At 66.8% G+C, this 17,330-nt stretch carries 13 protein-coding genes and 1 pseudogene; 9 read left to right on the top strand and 5 right to left on the bottom strand.

Going from position 1 to position 17,330, the window contains the following annotated elements:
* Position 1 precedes the first annotated feature (1 nt).
* A complete protein-coding gene (locus FHR37_RS14480) occupies positions 2-1,606 on the bottom strand; it encodes a glycosyltransferase family 2 protein (RefSeq protein ID WP_237769135.1) in 1,605 nt (534 codons plus the stop codon).
* Positions 1,607-1,926: 320 nt separating this feature from the next.
* Between FHR37_RS14480 and FHR37_RS32485 the strand changes: the two genes are divergently transcribed.
* From FHR37_RS32485 to FHR37_RS32480, 6 genes are all read left to right on the top strand, one after another.
* A complete protein-coding gene (locus FHR37_RS32485; protein WP_269086113.1) occupies positions 1,927-2,055 on the top strand; it encodes a hypothetical protein in 129 nt (42 codons plus the stop codon).
* A gap of 184 nt (positions 2,056-2,239) precedes the next feature.
* Positions 2,240-2,896 (top strand): phosphatase PAP2 family protein, encoded by a 657-nt coding sequence (locus FHR37_RS14475; protein WP_092890373.1) that lies wholly within the window; start codon positions 2,240-2,242, stop codon positions 2,894-2,896.
* Complete coding sequence (locus FHR37_RS14470; RefSeq protein WP_092890370.1) at positions 2,893-4,281, top strand: bifunctional DedA family/phosphatase PAP2 family protein; 1,389 nt, start codon at positions 2,893-2,895, stop codon at positions 4,279-4,281. The genes FHR37_RS14475 and FHR37_RS14470 overlap by 4 nt, the downstream gene beginning before the upstream one ends.
* Positions 4,282-4,464: 183 nt before the next feature.
* Complete coding sequence (locus FHR37_RS14465) at positions 4,465-5,172, top strand: hypothetical protein (protein ID WP_139239258.1); 708 nt, start codon at positions 4,465-4,467, stop codon at positions 5,170-5,172.
* A 107-nt stretch (positions 5,173-5,279) separates the two neighbouring features.
* Positions 5,280-5,501, top strand: coding sequence for a hypothetical protein (locus FHR37_RS14460; protein WP_139239257.1), 222 nt, complete (start codon positions 5,280-5,282; stop codon positions 5,499-5,501).
* Positions 5,498-5,620 (top strand): hypothetical protein, encoded by a 123-nt coding sequence (locus FHR37_RS32480; protein WP_269086112.1) that lies wholly within the window; start codon positions 5,498-5,500, stop codon positions 5,618-5,620. The genes FHR37_RS14460 and FHR37_RS32480 overlap by 4 nt, the downstream gene beginning before the upstream one ends.
* 107 nt (positions 5,621-5,727) lie before the next feature.
* On the opposite strand, the gene FHR37_RS14455 is transcribed toward FHR37_RS32480, so the two are convergent.
* Positions 5,728-7,581: an ABC transporter substrate-binding protein gene (locus tag FHR37_RS14455; protein ID WP_092890364.1), complete on the bottom strand. Its 1,854-nt coding sequence runs from the start codon at positions 7,579-7,581 to the stop codon at positions 5,728-5,730.
* A gap of 337 nt (positions 7,582-7,918) precedes the next feature.
* Here FHR37_RS14455 and FHR37_RS31605 point away from each other — a divergent pair.
* The 3 genes and pseudogenes from FHR37_RS31605 to FHR37_RS14440 form a co-directional block, all read left to right on the top strand.
* A pseudogene (locus FHR37_RS31605) lies at positions 7,919-8,063 on the top strand (IS3-like element ISMysp3 family transposase); the annotation flags it as partial.
* 491 nt (positions 8,064-8,554) lie between these two features.
* The gene (locus FHR37_RS14445) at positions 8,555-8,860 is read left to right on the top strand and encodes a transposase (protein ID WP_092882501.1); all 306 of its coding nucleotides are present in this window, start codon (positions 8,555-8,557) and stop codon (positions 8,858-8,860) included.
* Entirely contained in the window at positions 8,860-9,711 is an 852-nt protein-coding gene (locus FHR37_RS14440) for an IS3 family transposase (protein ID WP_139238868.1), read from the top strand. The genes FHR37_RS14445 and FHR37_RS14440 overlap by 1 nt, the downstream gene beginning before the upstream one ends.
* A gap of 425 nt (positions 9,712-10,136) precedes the next feature.
* Here FHR37_RS14440 and FHR37_RS14435 read toward each other — a convergent pair whose 3' ends face one another.
* The 3 genes from FHR37_RS14435 to FHR37_RS14425 all read right to left on the bottom strand — a co-directional run bounded on the left by FHR37_RS14435 (position 10,137) and on the right by FHR37_RS14425 (position 17,129).
* Positions 10,137-11,714: a phospholipase C gene (locus tag FHR37_RS14435; RefSeq protein ID WP_202818086.1), complete on the bottom strand. Its 1,578-nt coding sequence runs from the start codon at positions 11,712-11,714 to the stop codon at positions 10,137-10,139.
* A gap of 206 nt (positions 11,715-11,920) precedes the next feature.
* Entirely contained in the window at positions 11,921-14,092 is a 2,172-nt protein-coding gene (locus FHR37_RS14430; protein ID WP_092883500.1) for a phosphocholine-specific phospholipase C, read from the bottom strand.
* A gap of 259 nt (positions 14,093-14,351) precedes the next feature.
* Positions 14,352-17,129 (bottom strand): bifunctional YncE family protein/alkaline phosphatase family protein, encoded by a 2,778-nt coding sequence (locus FHR37_RS14425; RefSeq protein ID WP_092883499.1) that lies wholly within the window; start codon positions 17,127-17,129, stop codon positions 14,352-14,354.
* Positions 17,130-17,330 lie beyond the last annotated feature (201 nt).

The raw sequence follows: 17,330 nt of genomic DNA, 5'->3' as shown, positions 1-17,330 counted from the left end.
TCTACTGCTTGGCGCTGTTCCTGGCCCAGCGACGGAGGCTGCCCGCGAGTCGACGTCCGGTGTGAGCCGGCCGGCGGTTGGTGTGTTTCCCGACGTCGAGGCTGAGGTTGCCCTTGTCGGTCCAGTAGGGCGTCACCATCATGTCCCGTTGGCTGTCTACGGAGGGGACGCAGTGGTCGGTGGCCGCGTCGGAGCGGTCCGCTCCCAACCGGGTTTCCTTCGTCCAGCCACAACTGGTGATGCGAACGAAGAGGTCCCAGGTTCCCGTCGGGAGCGGCCGTCCGCTCGCGGCAGTGGCGATGTCGACGGTGGCCCTCGCCTGGAACACCTGCCCGAAGACCGCACCCTGCTCGGCGACTGGGTAGCGGGTGCGGCTGAAGGTGGTGGGCAGCAGGTATTCGGCCCTGGTGTCGCGGTTCCTGGCGAGTACGTCGACCTTGCTCTTCTGTAGCCGGGACGTGCAGTCCGGGTCTGCTTCGGTGAGCGCTGCCTGTCCGGCAGGCGACAGCGTGCAGTGGACGTCGAGAGTGTCGCGGCCGTTGCGGTGGGCGAACGTGAGCAGCTTGTCGCCGTTGCGTAGCTCCGCGGTAAGTGTCAGCTGGAGGGTGCCGTCCTGCCAGCCGAGGTCGTCGAGCCGGACCGTGGCGGCGATGTTGTTCTCCCAGTCGGCGAAGCCGAGCAGGTCGTCCAGGAGGCCCGCCTGTGCGAGGCTGCCGATGATGCGGTGGGTGGGGGGAAGCGGTGCCGCGACGCCGGGCCCGAACCGTTCGGCGACCACCGTCCGGATCTCGTGGAGGAGTGGGCCGCACTGGTCGGCGGGAGTGTCGAGCAGGCGTTTGCCCCGCAGGCGTTCCAGCATCTCCACCCGATACCAGCGGCGATAGAGGCGGTCGCGTAGCGGTCCGGGTTCGGTGTTGGCCTCGACGATGTCCAGGGCTTCGCGCAGAAAACAGAAATAGCTCTTGGGATCGAGGCGCTCGAACCCGGCGTTGGAGTCGTCATCACGGCGGACGTGGTAGTAGCAGACGTAGTCGCTGAGTACGGAGATGGTGTCGGCGGCGAAGTAGGCGGCGATCACGAAGACGTGGTCTTCGAGTCGGCGACGGCCTTCGGGAAAGCGGAGTCCGTGCTTGTCGAGAAACGACCTGCGGAAGAGCTTGTGTGGAGTGAGGCTGTCGATGAGCGGCGAGTCGGCCAGGGTCGCGGCCGGGTAGGTCTTGCGGAACAGCTCGCGAGGGACGCCACGGCCCTTGCCGACCATCTTGCCGACAACGATGTCGGAGTCGTTGGCCTTGGCAAACGCGTACATGCGGCGCAGCGCCTGCCGGCCGAGTCGGTCGTCGTTGTCGAGGAAGAAGACGTACTCGCCGTGGGCCGCCTCGATGCCAACGTTGCGTGGCTTACCAGACCAGCCGGAGTTCGCCTGGTGGATCACCCGGATGAGGGGGTGTGTCGCTGCGAGGTCGTCCAGGCGGCGTGGACTGTGGTCGGTGCTGCCGTCGTCGACGAAGATCGCCTCGAACTCCCCGGCCGGCATGTCCTGGTCCAGCAGCGAAGCGATGCAGTCCTCCAGATAGCGCCCCGGGTTGTACACCGGGACGATCACACTCACCTTCACGGCAGGCTCGCGCGCGGGAGCGGCCTCGGGCGTGGACGGGCCCACAGCAGGCGATGCCTGGGATGTCATATCGGGCCCTCACTCATCTGCCCGGACTTGTACTACTACGGTCGTGGTAGTTTCTAGAGACTACTACAGACTTTGTAGTTGAGAAGCTGAAGTGTTCGACGGCGGGACGGCCGGATGGCGACCGATGGCCCGATGGCTTCACTACGGGGGCGGGAGGCCCGACATGTCACCAATCGAGCCAGGCCTGATCAAGGTGGTTGCCGACCAACGGGGATCAGGGCAGCGGAACTGTCGCTGACATGTGGAGCGATTTCGACAACATCCTCGAACTGGTCGTCGGCTTCACCGGTGGAGTCGCGGCCTTGTTGATCCTGCTCGGCTGGATCGAAGATCGCCTCGAAGGTGATCCGGATCAGCGCCGACGCTAACGCGGGACTCCCGCATATGGGGCGGCGGCGAAGGCGCGGTTCGCGCCGCTCCCGAGCGGGGGCGCGTTCGCGGAGCCCCGACACCTACAAAATTTGTAGTATCCATCTTCGAGTGCATAGCCTGTCGGTCACGCGGGGTGATCACGGGCTGCGGCCGGGGCTACCGATAGGAGAACGCCGTCGTATGGGCACAGTGCTGCTCGCCTCCACAACTGGTCAGTTACCCGACGATCCGTCGTGGTTCCGGGCGGTCAACGCCTTCGCTCGGTCAACGGGCTGGCTGCACGCGCCGGTCACTGCGTACGCGAAGTACGGCGTGGTGTTGTTCGCGCTGCTGCTGCTGTGGGGCTGGTGGGCCGCACGCGGTGCCGGGGACCTGGAGATGATGGCCGAAGCGTTGTGGGCGCCGGTGGGGACGCTGGTGGCCGTCGCTGTGAACCAGCCGATCGTGAACGCCATGCACGAGGCGCGCCCGTACACGGCCTTGCCGCACGTGCTGGTCCTGGTTTCCCGCAGCGGTGACTACTCGTTCCCGAGCGACCACGCCGTGATGGCGGGAGCGGTGACCGCGGGGCTGTTCCTGGTGAGCTTCCGAATCGGGCTCGTGAGCCTGGTCGCAGCGCTGGCGATGGCGTCCGCTCGCGTCTACGTCGGAGCCCACTTCCCCGGCGACGTCATCACCGGGCTGGCGGTCGGAGCGGCCGTGGCCCTGGCCGGGTTCGTCCTCTGCCGGCGGCTGCTGGTGTGGAGCGTTGAGTCGCTGGCCCGTACGCCGTTGCGTCCGCTGCTGACCACCGCACCGGAGGCGGTCGGAGCTCCCAGCGCCAAGGTCACCTCGTGATCGACACGATCGCCTCGTACATCCTGGGGTTGCCGGCGTGGGTGGCGCTGGTTGTGGTGTTCGCGCTTCCCGCGCTGGAGTCGTCGGCGTTCGTGGGGTTCGTCTTTCCCGGCGAGATCGCGCTGATCCTGGGTGGTGTGCTGGCCTACGAGGGACGGGTGAGCCTGGTCGCGGTCCTGGCTGCAGGCATCGGTGGCGCGGTGATCGGTGACTCGGTGGGCTACCTGGTCGGGCGCCGGTACGGCCGCCGTTTGCTCGAGGGCACGTTGGGCCGGCTTATCAACCACAAGCACTTCGACCGCGCGGAGCACTATCTCGCCGAGCGCGGCGGTAAGGCTGTGTTCCTCGGGCGTTTCACCGCCGCGTTGAGGGTTATGATCCCAGGTCTCGCGGGAATGTCGCGGATGCACTATCCGAAGTTCGCCGCCTTCAACGTCGCCGGAGGGCTCGCCTGGGGCGGCATGTGTGTGCTGCTCGGCTACCTCGGAGGAAGCAGCTGGCGGCACGTGGAACACCTGGCCTCCCGTATCGGGCTGGGCGTCCTGGCCGTCGTCGTCCTCCTGGCGTTGGGTGGCTACCTGCTCCGCCGGACACGTGGTGACTGGTGGCTGCGGCAGGTCGAGCGCGTACGAGAGAGCCGGATCGCGACCCGGTTGACGCACCGCTTCCCGAGGCAGACGGCCTGGATCGGCGACCGGTTCGCCCCGAGTTCGCCGACGGGCCTGACGATGACCGTCGCCGTGGCGGTGGCCGTCGGGTCGATGTGGGCGTTCCTCGGCGTGAGCCAGGACGTCCTCGCCCACGAGGAATTCGCCACCATCGATCCCACCGTTCACGCCTGGGTTCTCCACCACCGCACGGCGTGGCTGAACGACGTACTGCGAATCGTGACGTGGCTGGGCTCGAACACGGTCCTGCTGCCGGGACTGCTCGTCGCGGCGATCGTGTTGGTCCGCGTGCGGCACTCCTGGCGTCCCGCCGTCACCATCGTCGTGGTCTACGGAGCCGCGCTCCTGGTCCACGCCGTCGTCCAGGACTGGGTACACCGCGCCCGCCCTCCGGCCGCTGACTGGCTGTCCGGTGCCGGCGGCTGGTCCTATCCGTCCGGCCACACCATCCAGGCGACCGTGGCGTGGGGCATCGTCGCCATCCTGGCCATGCGGAACGCGTCGGTGCGAGTACGCACGCTCCTGGCGGGCACCGCCGCGGTGGTGGCGCTGCTGGTGTCCGTCAGCCGGATCTACCTCGGCGTGCACTGGCCCACCGACGTACTCGCCTCACTCGCCCTCGGACTCGGCATTCTCAGCCTGTACGGCATCACCCGCCTGGCGATGCTCGCCCGCGGCGAGGTCGAGCGACCAGCCGAGCAACTCGAGCCCGCCTGAACCCGGCTCCGGCGAGCCCGAGCCGAGCAGCGGAAGGGTGAAGAGGTGGCATCGGCGACGAGAGCCGAGGCCGACCTACTCGTGGCAAGCATGGGCGTTGGACTCTGGACAGCAAGCGCCTGAAGGCGTGTCCTTCTGCCCATAAGGAGCCTGAGCAGCCCCGCTTCGCGGAGGGAGACGGTCATGAATGAGCGTTCGTGGGAGCGGCTTGGCGCGATGAGTGGGCTGGTCTCTGCGGTCCTGCTGGCAGCCGGGATTGTGGTTGTGCCGCCGATGGTCGGGCTGGGTGCCACGTCCACGACGATCAGTCAGTACCTTGCGAACAACGCGATGCGGGTCCGGATCTCGGCGCTGCTCGTGACGTTGTCCGTGCTTGCGTTCCTGTGGTTCGTCGGGCATGTGCGGCATGTCCTGCAGCGTGCCGAGGGTGGTGTCGAGGCGTTCTCTCCGGTGGTGTTCGGTGCGGGAGTGGCGTTGTCGGCGGTGGCGATGGTGGCCATGGTTCCGGCCGCTGCTCTTGCTTTCCTGGCGCCGAGTCCGGGCGGTGTCGGAGCTGGCGCGGCGATTCGTGTGCTGTACGGGGTGCATGTGGTGGCTGGTGCCGCGGTGGAGTTGCTGGTCGCGCTGTTCACCGGAACGGCGGGTGCGGCGATGGTGCGCCGGGAGCTTGCGGGACCGTGGCTGGGCGGGTTTGGGCTGCTTGTCGCGCTGATCGGACTGGTCGCCGGAATCACGACCTACCTGGGTATCGGGGGAGGGGCCTTCATGCTGGTGATGGGCTACCTGGCCTTTGCCGCCTTCCTCGTCTGGGTAGCGGTCGCATCCGCGGTGATGCTCTACCGGCCGGAGGTCGAACGCGCCCCAGGTGCCCGCGAGGTCTTCGCCCACTGACATTGCTGAACTGACGCCGGGTTTTGTGAGGCCGGCGTGACTTCCGCATCGCCTTCGTGGGGCGCCTTCCTCTTGGCGACGTGGCTGGGGAGCGAGAGGTTGCTGGCGTGGCAGCTGAGTCACCTACGGGCCAGGTGCGACGCGTCGGGTTGGCGCTGTGCATGTGCCTTGCTGCCTTCGTCGCCGTGGTCGTCGGCCTGGTCTGGCCGATCGCGGGTGCTCGGGGTCTGCTGGTCGCGGCGGGGGTTCTCGGTGTGGTGTTCGTCGCCAGTTGGCTGCTCGCCCGGTGCATCGTGAACTGCGATCTCAGGCCGGCGCGCTGGTCGTGACGAGTGCCCGGATCTATGAGGGCGCGATCCTGCGGATGGGCGCCAAGATCTCCCTGCTGGACGCCTCGCGTGGTGCACGGCGCGGCGCCTCTCCGGCTGCGGTGGAGGCCGGCGCGTAGCGCCGACCCACCCCTGCTGTCCGCAGAAGAAGTAGGGGCCCCGCGACTGTGGCGGGGCCCCCATTCACGTACTGTCCGGCTCTTCGGGCCGGGCAACTCGGCCCTCATCAGTTCTTCGGGCGGATCTTCCCCTGGAACATCAGCATGATCACGAAGTTGTCCGCGTACGGCGAGTTCTTGAGGATCGGGTCGTCGTCGGCCGGGAAGCCTTCGATGTGGTCCTCGAGCGCCGCGTTGTTGCCGTAGCGCTCGTACAAAGGCACGATCGGCAACAGCTCGTTGAACGCCACGGCGGCAGTCGCCACGTTCTTTTTCTGAGCTTCCTGGTCGAGACCTGCACCGGCGTTCGTGACGGCCTTCTCCAGGTCGACCTTCCCGAGCGTGTCGGTGTCCTGCTTGAGCGGGAAGTCCATCCCCTTGCCGCCCTGGTTCGCCGCGACCGGGATGTTGTGGGTGAACAGGTCCGCGACGAAGGCGAAGTGGGGGTGCGGACTGCTCGAGGATCCCCAGCCCTGGATCGCCAGCTGGAAGTTCCCCTTGTCGACGTCGATCGGCTGCTGGGTGAATGTCACCCCTCTGCCGGTGACGCCGAGCCCGAAGTCCGACAACTGCTGGGCCACGTTGGCGCCTGTGGCGGACCAGTCGGCGTACTCCGAGGGGAAGCTGAGTTCGTACTTGGCCGGAGTCCCGTCGGGCTTCATCCACGACTTGCCCTGCTTCTTCCAGCCGGCCTGGGTGAGCAGGTCGGTGGCCTTCTTCTCGTCGTATTCGTAGTGGTTGAGCTTGCCCTGGTCCTCCGAGCTCAGCCAGTCCGGTACCTGGATGTCGGAGAAGCCCGCCATGAACTTCACCGCGACGCCGGAGTCGGAGAGGGAAACCTTGCCCACCTCGTCCCGCTTGATCGCGTGGGCGAACGCCCGGCGGACCCGGACGTCCTTGAACTCAGGCTGCTTGCCCATGTTGAAGAAGATCGCCGGACCGGAATAGACCGGGGGCCGCAGGATCCGGATGCCCTTCGCGATGAACTGCTTCTCGGTGGCGACCGGGAATCCGTGCGTGGCGTACTCGACCTTCTTGGCCAGGACCAGGGGTGTGATGGTCGGAGTCTCGCCGTTGTAGAGGGTGATCTTGTCGAACTTGACCTTGTCCGCCGCCCAGCCCTTCTTGTTCTTGACCAGGGTGAGCTGCGCGTTGGTGATGCTGTTGTAGTCGTAGGTGAACGGACCATTGGTGACGATCTCCTTCTGCGGGTTCTTGGGCCGCCAGGCCTGGAGGTCCTCGTTGAGCTTCTTGCCTTCGGGGCTGTCCAGGTCCTTGTCGGACGAGAACAACTGCTCGGCCCGCTTGCCGAAGTCGCCGTAGGTCGCGGCGCTCAGGATGTTCGCGCGGACGATGTAACGCTCGACTACGCTCGAGGGATTGTTCATCGTGAAGACGACCGTCTGGTCGTCCTTCGCCTCCACCTTGGAGAGGAACTGCCACTCGGTCTGGCGCATCACCCGCCGGCACAAGAACGTACTGATCACGTCCTGGCTGGTGACATCCTTGCCGTCGCTCCACTTGACGCCCTTGCGCAGGGTGTAGGTGAAGGTCTTGGCCACCTCATCGAAGCCCCACTTCTCGGCGAGCATCGGCTCCCACTTCTTCGCATCCCAGTAGTACATGCCACCGGGCAGGAAGATGAGGTCGAAGTAGGCGCCGGGGTTGATCGCGTCCGTGACGCCCGCCATCAGGTTGAAGTGGCCCTTCGGCGGCACCTGGTAGGGCCAGGCGCCGTTGAAGACGGCCTCTCCGCCGCCACCGCCTCCTCCGCCGCCACCGCCTCCTCCGCCGCCACCGCCGTTGCCGCTGTGCTCGCCACAGGCTGCCAGCACGGCTGCCCCCGCGGCGCCGAGGCCGAAGATCTCGAGCACCCGTCGCCGGGAGAGCTCGGGGCCGAACGGGCCTGGTGTTGCGTTCATCAGTTCCTCCCATCAATCAAGGGATCAATGCCGCGCTAGGAGGTTCTGCCTAGCGATTCTTCAGACGTACTAGAACGAGGACCCGACGACACACGCGCAAACTGCGCAGCAGAGCCTTCACTTATCCGTACAGAGATGCGGGTTCGCCGAAGTGCTCCCCGTACGGATTCGCACCGGGAACGTTTGATGACCGGGAACGTATACCTTCACCGGGGCCGAGCGGAACCGTATGGCCACAACTTGTAACCCGATTTGTTGCGGAAATCTGCGCAGTCCCGGCCATGTCCACCCGGTTTCGCGCAGCGGCTCGCGGCTTATGTGGCCGCCCCAGGCACCGGACCTGGTCAACAGGCAGTTCGGCGCCCAGGCTCCGAACACGTTGTTCGTGGCGGATTTCACCTACGTCCCCCTGATCAGCGGCTTCGTCTACACGGCCTTCGTCGTCGACGCGTTCGCCGGGGTGATCGGCGGTTGGAAATCTCAACGTCCAAGCGGTCCGCGGTCATCGAACGGTCCATCGCCGCGGCCCGCGCGCCGCGGCGAATGGCAGGGTAATCCCTCGGAAAATAAGGCGATTCACCACTCGGACGCCGGACGCCGGACGCCGGACGCCGGACGCCGGACGCCGGACTTCCGTGGCTGAGTCGGCGGCGGTGTCCTTCGGATTCGGCGAACGCTTTGGTGGTCGGGAGGGTCATCGCCGGATGGGCAGGCACGGGTGCGGGCCATGCGGCGGTAGGAGACTGCCGGGAGCCGGCGCTGGTCCGTCAGCTCTGGGATGAGGACGGCGAGGACGGGGCCGGTCCACAACCAGATCGGGGACGTGGCAACCCCGTGACCCGACCGAAGGCGCGGCCTTGCGCGAACACTGGGCATCAATGTGAATCGCCCTGGGTCGCTTGGAGGCTGGTGTGTCCCGGGTTCTGTTGAGTCGAAATTGCTGGATTCTGGTGCCCGACACCAGGAGGCCAGAGTGGGAAGACGGGGCTACCCGCCGCAGTTTCGTCGTAAGGTCCTCGACCTGCTCGAGGAAGGTCGTAGCGTCGCCCAGGTCGCGCACGACCTCGACATCAGCGACCAGTCGATCTACGCCTGGCGACACCAGGATCGCATCGACAAGGGCCTCGTCGCTGGCCTGACGAGCAAGGAGAAGGCAGAACTGGCCTCGGCGAAGAAACGGATCGCCGACCTGGAGACCGAGCTGGCCGTCGCGCGCCGGGCCGTGGAACTGCTGCGGGAGGAAGCGACCCCAAAAGGAGGTTCGCGGCGGTCGAGGTGATGGCTGCCGAGAAGCTCCCTGTCCAGGTCGCCTGCCGGGTCCTGGCCGTGTCGGAGTCCGGATACTACGCACGACTGAGCCGCGCCCCGTCCGAGCGTGCCGTGCGGCACGCGTGGCTGACCGATCTGATCAGGCAGGTCCACACCGATTCCCGCGGCATCTACGGCGGCCGGAGGGTCCACGCCGAACTCACCCTCGGCCACGGTGTCGCGGTCGGCCACTGCCAGGTCGAGTTGTTGATGCAGCGTGCCGGCCTGCACGGGGTGACAGGACGCCCGAAGTGGAAGCGCATCAAGCCCGACAACATCTCCACCGACAGCGTCAACCGCGACTTCGCCCGGGCCCTGCCGAACCAGCTATGGGTCACCGACATCACCGAACACCCCACCCGGGAGGGCAAGGTCTACTGCTGCGTCGTCTTGGACACCTACTCCAGGCGAGTCGTGGGCTGGGCCATCGACGCATCCCCCAACGCCGCACTGGTCACCAACGCCCTCGGGATGGCGATCGACACCCGACACGGGAACACCAGGGCCGCTGGGACCGTGATCCACTCCGACCAGGGCACCCAGTTCGGGTCGTGGGCCTTCACCGACCGCGCCAAGAACTCCGGCCTGGTGCCCTCGATGGGCAGCGTCGGCGACTGTTACGACAATGCGATGATCGAGTCGTTCTGGTCACGCGTGCAGGTCGAACTACTGGACCGCAAGAAGTGGAAGACCCGGATCGAGCTCGCCAACGCGATGTTCGACTACCTCGAGATCTGGCACAACCGCCAACGCCGGCACAGCGCCCTCGGCATGCTCACACCGATAGAGTTCGAACGCACACACATCATCACCGTCGCATGAGAGTCCAGATTCTCGACTCCATCGAACCCAGGGCAGGTCACTTGACTCCATCGAACCCAGGGCAGGGCAGAGCCTCCAAGCGACCCAGGGCGATTCAAGGATCACCCTCACCTGCCCCTTGGCGAGCACCGGCAGACGGCATTTCGCACCCCGTCCCGCACCCCGCGCTTCGGAGGATTGACTCAGTCGGGTCAGAGGAGCGCCGCCACGCCGACTCAGACCGCCTGACCGCCGTGCGGGGGCTACGCCGAGAGTTCCGGCTGATAGGGCTATCGCACTGCGCCGTTGGGTCCCAGACGAATGTCCGGGACTGCGACACCTCGGCGAGGCGAAGGCCGGCGGGGTCGCAGGTGACGTGGCCGCCACCTCTCGCAAGGGAGAGGCGGCGGCCACAGGTGGGGTCGAGGGGCACCTCGTGACTGTCCTCAACCTCCGTGGGGAGCGCCGGTTGCCGGGTCGAGGTAGAGCGGCTTGGTCCTTCCGCGGTGGGACGCGAAGTCGAACAGCCCGTCGAGACTGCCCGCCTTCTCGTCGAAGGAGTGGTCGCCGATCCGGCCGAGGTTCCAGTTGTCCTCGATGAAGGCGAGGATCGATGTCTGGTCGGTCGTGGTGTGGTCGACGTAGTTGGACCTGGCGTAGGGCGAGATCACCAGCAGCGGGAGGCGCGGACCGTAGCCGCAGCGGTCCTGGTAGCCGCCGGACACGTTGCGCGCGTCGCTGCCGCACAGGTTGTCCTTGGTGATTCCGTCGTGGGCTGGGTCGAGGGACTGGTTGACGATCGGACCCATCTGGTGGTCGTACCATCCGTCGGAGTCGTCGTAGGCGATGACGACTGCGGTGTTGGCCCAGTCCTTGGAGCGCTGCAGGCGGTTGATCGTGTTGACGAGGAAGGTCTGCTCGTCCAACGGAGTGGAGTAGCCGGCGTGGCCGTCCTGGTAGGCGGCGGCCTTGAGGAAGCTGACCCCCGGCATGCTCCCGGCGTCGACGGACTTCCAGAAGTCGGCCAGGTCGTACTGGTGGTTGGCCTCGTCCTTCTTGCCGATCATCGCCACGCTGCTCGGCGGCAGGTGCTGCGGGTTCGCCGTTGACGGGTAGTACTGGAACGGCTCGTGGTGCGGGATGTAGTCCTTGGAGGCTGCGCCGCCGACGTCGGTGTGTGAGGCGTTGCAGTCGGCGAATCCACCCTGGAACCAGCCCCAGGTGACGTTGTGGGCGTTCAGCAGGTCACCGACGTTGCCCTTGTTCTCCGGCGTCGCGACGGAGGTGTCTCGGTTCGAGCACTTGTCAAGGCCAGGTTGCGGGTCGCCGATCATGGTGTGGTTCTCGGTGACGGCCGTGGACTTGTCGTTGGTGAACCAGTGCGTCTGGCCGGACACGAGGTTGATCGCACCGGGCGAGGACGGGCCGTACGTCGTATTGAAGGAGTTGTCGCTCATCGCGAAGTGCTGGGCGTAGTTCCACATCGCGGTGACGGTGTTGCCGTCGTAGTAGCCCATGGTCAGGCCCTTGCCGTGCCCGTAGTCGGCACATGAGGCGCTGCCCCGGCCGATGGTCTCGACGAACTTGTCCATCAGCCCCGAGTCGGTGGCCTTCTGCTCGTCGGTGTAGCTGTGGTCCTGATCGCAGGTCTGCGCCTGGGTTCGGTCCAGCCGGAACGGCTGCGCCGAGTTGGGATTGTTGGGCGCGAGCAGAGAGGCGTTCAGGCCGTTCACCGCAGGGGTGCCCGGTGCCGCACGGAAGGCGGGCTGACCCGCCGGGTTGGCCGCACGGGGGTACGTCGCGAAATAGTGATCGAAGGAGACGTTCTCCTGGAAGATCACTACCAGGTGCTCGATCGGTGTCTTGGTCGCCGCGGTCTGTGCCGCGACCGGCTCGAGGTCTGACCCACTGCGTGGTGGCAGCCCCGTCCCGACACCGGTTCCGAGCGCTGAGACCGCCGCTACCAGTGCCGCGCCTGCTGCCGCGGTCGCGACCGTGCGGATGCTTCGTCCCGCTGATGACACGGTTCCTCCTCGCCAGGATGCTGACGCCGGTCAATCGCGTGACCGGCGGCGGCAATGTTGCGCCGGGCGGAAGCCGTGCAGCCGACCGGCCGATGGACGAACGATGAACGCTTGCGGATCAGATAGTGATCTTGCCCTGCCCGATTCCCCAGGCGGTAAGCCGGTGGCAGGGGACCGCCTGGTGGCGGGTCCCCCGGCCGCTGGATTCACCCGGTGATGCTGGGTGTTCCCTGTTCCAGATGGCCGACCAGCCGTTGCGCCCACTGGTCGTCGCTGTCGGCTGTGACGGTCACGTCGTACCAGCCGTCGCTGACCTGTGTCGGGTTCACTGCCCAGGCTTCCCTGCTGTGCGGGGAGACCTCCACCGTTCGCGGCCCGCCGGTCAGGTAGTGGTTGGGCGTGATCGTGAAGGTCACCGGTGAACCGGTGTTGTTGGTCAGCCACAGCTTCAACTTCGGAGTTGCGGTGGCCGTGCCGTCGTAGTAGGTGGTCTCCACGAGGAGGTTCTTGCCGGCTGTTGCGACATCACCGATGAACCTGCGCAGGAATCGGTTGGCGCCGGTCACGGTGATGTCGTACTTGGTGTCGCCGGCGGAGCTGCCCACGGCGCCGGTCCCGGAGACCGTCGCGTGCGCCGCGACGGTGTACTGGTGGGGAAAGGCGGCCGGGTACTGGCTGAGGGACGGGGCGCCGGTGCGGTTGTTGTAGACCGCGAAGTGACTCGCCTTTGTCACGAACGGAGCTGTGTTGCTGAACTCCAGCTTGGCCGCAGTGCCGGACGGTCCGCTGGTGAAGCCGACGAGGTTGACGTTCGGCTGGTAGGGCAGCGGGCGAGCTCGCTTCGTGCCTGTCTCCTGGGCCGGCATGGTGTTGTCGCCCGGCAGCGGGGTGTACTGCACCTCCGGGACCAGTGGTCCCGTGTGCGGCAGGTCCGGCAGGCCGTAGACGGGAGCTTTGAAGTCGAAGGCCGAGGTCAGGTCGCCGCAGACCTTGCGCCGCCATTGGCTGATGTTCGGGGAGATGGCCGGCTTGCCGATCGCGGTGGTCCACTTCTCGAGGAACTGGATGACCGAGGTGTGGTCGGACACTTCCGAGGTGACCCAGCCACCGCGGGTCCAGGGCGAGACGAGGACCAACGGAACGCGGAAACCGAGCCCGACCGGAACGGGTGCGGTGACACCGTACGACCCGAGCGTTCCGGTGACGAACTCGTCCTCCTCGCCCGGGGCCGGCACCGGCGGCGGGACATGGTCGAACTGGCCGTCGTTCTCGTCGTAGTTGAGGATCACTAGTGTCGAGTTGAACACGTCCGGGTCGGCGTTGAGCGCTTCGAGGACTCCGCGGAGGAAGTACGCCCCGTTGCTGGGGGCGGTGACCGGGTGCTCGGAGAAGAACTGGTTGTTCACGACCCAACTGACCTGTGGCAGTGTGCCGCGCTGTACGTCGGAGCGGATCGCTGCGATCAGGTTGTTGGCGTTGCCGGACAGTCCGGTGGCCGGTTCGGGGACGTTCTTGACACCGTTGTCGTAGTAGACGTTGCCGGGTTCGGCCTTGCCGCCCTGGGTGGGGTCCAGCTTGGCGAAGGTGTCGAAGTATTCCAGGCCGTTGTCGCCGTAGTCGTCGGCGCACTGGTAGACCCGCCAGTTGACCCCGGCCGCCTGCAACGTCTCGGCGTAGGACTGCCAGGGCAGGAACCTTCCGCGCTCGTCCCCTCCGGAGTAGGCGACGAAGCTGCCGTGTTCCCGGTTGGCGTTGATCGTTCCGCTCCACAGGTAGGTGCGGTTGGGACCGGTCGCGCTGATCACGGAGCAGTGGTACGCGTCGCCGACGGTGTAGGCGTCGGCCAGCGCGTAGTGGAAGGGCAGGTCATGCCGGTCCAGATAGCCGAGCGTGGTTGGTCCGCCCTTGGCGGAGTACCAGCCGTTCATCTGCCCGCCGTACCACGCGGCGTGCTGGTCGTCCCAGCCGTGGCTGGTGCCGCCGTAGTTGGCCGCGCCGATCTCGGGGCTCGGTGGCGTGGATCCGCTCCAGGTCTTGGCGCCGCTCAGCCGCCACGGGAACTGCGTGGCGGCACCAGCAGTGGGCGTCTGCGGCTGCTCCCAGACCGACTTGCCACCAGGAAGGACGATGGTCGAACGGTCGCCGAAGCCGCGCACGCCTTTCAGACAGCCGAAGTAGTGGTCGAAGCTGCGGTTCTCCTGCATGACGACCACGACGTGCTTGACGTCTCGGATATCGCCGCGAACCCCGGGAGGGGGCTTGGCCGCCGACGCCGGAGCCGCGGCCGCTGCGCCGGCAGGCAGGGCGGCGTTCACAGCGGCCCCTCCGGTCACCGCAGCGGCGGCGCCGAGCAGATGTCTGCGTGAGAGTTCGGGCATGGGACAGACCTCCGAGAGCGGGATGGATGCTCCGAAAGGCTCTGACCTCGGCGCGGCTCACAGCCGACGGGCTGCCGACACGTCGGTGAACTTCCGCGTAAAGATCATCTGGCTCGACCCACGGCGTTGGCCGGCGGGTCAGTTCGCCGCCACCCGCGACGAAGTGACCCGCCGGCCAAGCCCAGCTAACAATTGCGTCAACGCCGCGATCGGCCCGCCGGACAACGTCGGCGGGCCGGTCGCGCGGAGCGTGTCGAACTCAGCCGTCGGAGTCCGGGGACGGGAGGTAGCGGCCGGGGAGCTCGGCCGGGCTGAGGATCTTGTGCTCGCCCGGGTAGGGGGTCCTCCACCCGTGTGCTTCGTACCAGGTGAAGTGGTCCATCTGCTCGGGGTTGGCGTAGTCCGGCGCCGCCTTCGGGCCGGTCAGGTGCTGCTGCTTCTTCCAGGCTCGCCAGAGGTCGGCGACGTGCTGCTTGTCCGCGGGCACCGCTACCGGCGCCTGCGCTGGTGCGAGCGGGGCGTACTTGGGAGCCACTTCGTCACTGCCGCAGTTGGGCTGGGTCGACAGTCCATAGGTGAGCGGGATGCGGTTGGGTACGGCCTTGAAGGGGGTGTAGTCGGCCGCCTGGGTGAACGCCCTGTGCATGGGAGTGGCGGCGCTGTCCTTCTGGTTCATCGGCGTGATCCCGAGGATCTGCTCGATTGTGCGGATCACGGTGATCTGCGTGTAGTAGTGGCTGTCAATGACGCCGTGCCGTGCCCACGGGCTGATGATCTGTACCGGGCCGCGGGCGCCGTCGATGTGGTCGACGCCGTTCTGGGTGTCGTCCTCGATCACGAAGATCGCGGAGTCCTTCCAGTACTTGCTGTGGGAGATGTGATCCACGACCTTGCCGACCGCGAGGTCGTTGTCGGCGACCTGGGCGATCGGGTTGGGCGGGCCGCCAGTGTGGTCGCTGGACAGCCACATCATGTTGAGGTGGGCCGGTCCGTTGGCGTCGAAGTCGCGCTTCCAGATTTCGTAGCGGTATTGGTCAGGGATGCCGGTGTCGAAGTGCGGGTACTTGTGGACCGTGATGTCGTTCAGTGACGGGATCGGTGAGGACGTGGAGGTCGAGATGGCGGTGTCCGCACCGGTCTCGGCCATGTTTTTGTAGTCGCAGTAGTAGTCCTGCCAGGTCGTTCCGGCCGGGTCGGTCATGGTCGGGTTGTACTCGCCGAAGACCCGCGCGCTCTTGCCGGCCGCTTTGGCGCCGGTCCAGATGAAGCCGGAGCGCTGGTGGCCGAGGGCGTCGTTGTTGGAGCCGTAGCTGCGCTCGTACTCGCCTGCCTGGGATTCGGTGTACTCGGGGTTGTCGGCCTGCATGAGCCAGTTGTGGCCCTCGGCGGAGTTGGTGCCGACGTCGTAGGTGTTGTCGTACAACCCGAACTGCTGCGCAAGGGCGTGCTGGTTCGGCGTCACGTTCGCCCCGAACTGCGCCAGCGACGGGTCGCCGTTGCCGCGCGGGTCGTCGCCGAACACCTGGTCGTAGGAGCGGTTTTCCTTGACGAGCAGGAAAACGTGCTTGATGGTCGACGGATCTCCGAGCCGCTGCGGGACCGCGACCGGAGGTACGTTCCCACCATCGCGTTTCTCGACGGAGGTGTCGTCCCAGCCGTTCTGGTGAACGACGGTGTCCGTGCCGTCTGCGATCACCGAGTCGTCCGGGAGCGCGAACCGCTGCAGGGTGCCGGTCGAGGCGTGGGTGTTGTGGCCGGTGGCGGGTTCGGTGCCGGGCCCCTTGGCGATGGTGCGTTCGGGTCCGCGCGCGCCGATTCCACGCAGGTTCGTGACAAGCACCTTGTCGCCCACGGTGGTCACGTTCTCCGGGTAGTAGTCGGTCGGCAGAAGACCGACGTAGCTGACCGGCTCCTGGGGGCTGGTGTAGCGGTAGACCGCGAGCGCATTCGCTCGGCCGAGGGTCACCAGAAGGTGACCGTCCTTGGTGAGGGTCACGCCGTTGGGGTGGTAGCCGACCTCGGCCTTCGGCCAGGGCTGGGTGGTGATCGTCTGGACCACCTTCTCGGTGGAGGTGTCGATCACCGACACATGGTCGCTGCCGGTGTCGGTGACGAAGAGCGCCCCGTTGGCGGCGTGCAACGCGGTCGGGTGCAGGCCGACGTCGATACTGTCGATGTCGGCGGATGGGTCGGCCACGTCGATGACGCTGACCGTGCCGGTGGTCGTGGCCCCGGTGTCGGGGTCGGCGGGCACCTGCGTGCCGTAGGAGTCGAGGGTGCTGTCGCCTGCCTTCGCCGGGCGGCCACCTTCGTTGCTGACGTAGAGTTTGCCGCCGACCAGCACGAGGTCGCGTGGGGCTCTGCCCACGGCCCAGCTGTGCTGGATCACACCGGTGGTGGGGTTCATGGCCACGACGCGGTTCTGGCCATTGACGGCGGCGTACAGGGTGGATCCGTCAGGCGAGTACACCGCCTGCGCGGGTGTCGCGTGCTTGGCTCCGTCGGCCGGGATGGCGATGAACGTCGGTGCGCCGACGGTGCCGTCGGCGTTGACGGGGAAGCGGTCGTAGCCGTTGATCTGCGGCATCCACAGCGTCTTGCCGTCGGGGGAGTACGTCGGTCCCTCCTGGCCCACGTTGTTGTTGCTGATGCGCAGGTCGGCGGTCGGCGACGTGCCGGCCTGCTGAATCACCTTGTAGGTCTGCAGGTCGACGATGGTCAGTGCGATCGCCGCGTCGGTCGTCAGTGCGGCGAGGTGGCGGCCGTCAGGGCTGATCGTGGAGGCGAGCAGCTTTCCATTGTCGACGAGCAGCCGGTCGCCTATCGGCTTGACGTTCTGGTCGCTGGGCAGGACGGTGCCCTGGCCGGTGGTCTGCCCGACCTGGCTGGTGCCGAACGCCTCGGTGGAGGCGTACGCCATCCCACCGCCTGCGAGGGCGAGGGTGGCGGCGCCGGCCGCGATGACGCGGATCCGGCTGCCGGCGGAGCGAGTGAAACGATCTGCTTTGTCGCGTCGGCGCTTGCGCCTGACGTGCATGGATCATCCCTTCGAAGGGTGGACGGCACCTGCTCCTGAGACTCGGTGCGTCCGGGTGGTCGCTAGCAGGATCGGCACCGAGCGGCAGCCGCAAGGTAATGGGCAACAGTGGCGTCGGCAGGAACGAGAGGCGAAGTCTGAATGTCCACACTGGTTGGGGAAACAGTTACCCAGACGCTGACCTCGGACTATCTGTGTCCG

Source organism: Actinopolymorpha cephalotaxi, from assembly GCF_013408535.1.
Classification (GTDB): Bacteria; Actinomycetota; Actinomycetes; order Propionibacteriales; family Actinopolymorphaceae; genus Actinopolymorpha; species Actinopolymorpha cephalotaxi.
This window is presented reverse-complemented; position numbering and strand designations above follow the sequence as displayed.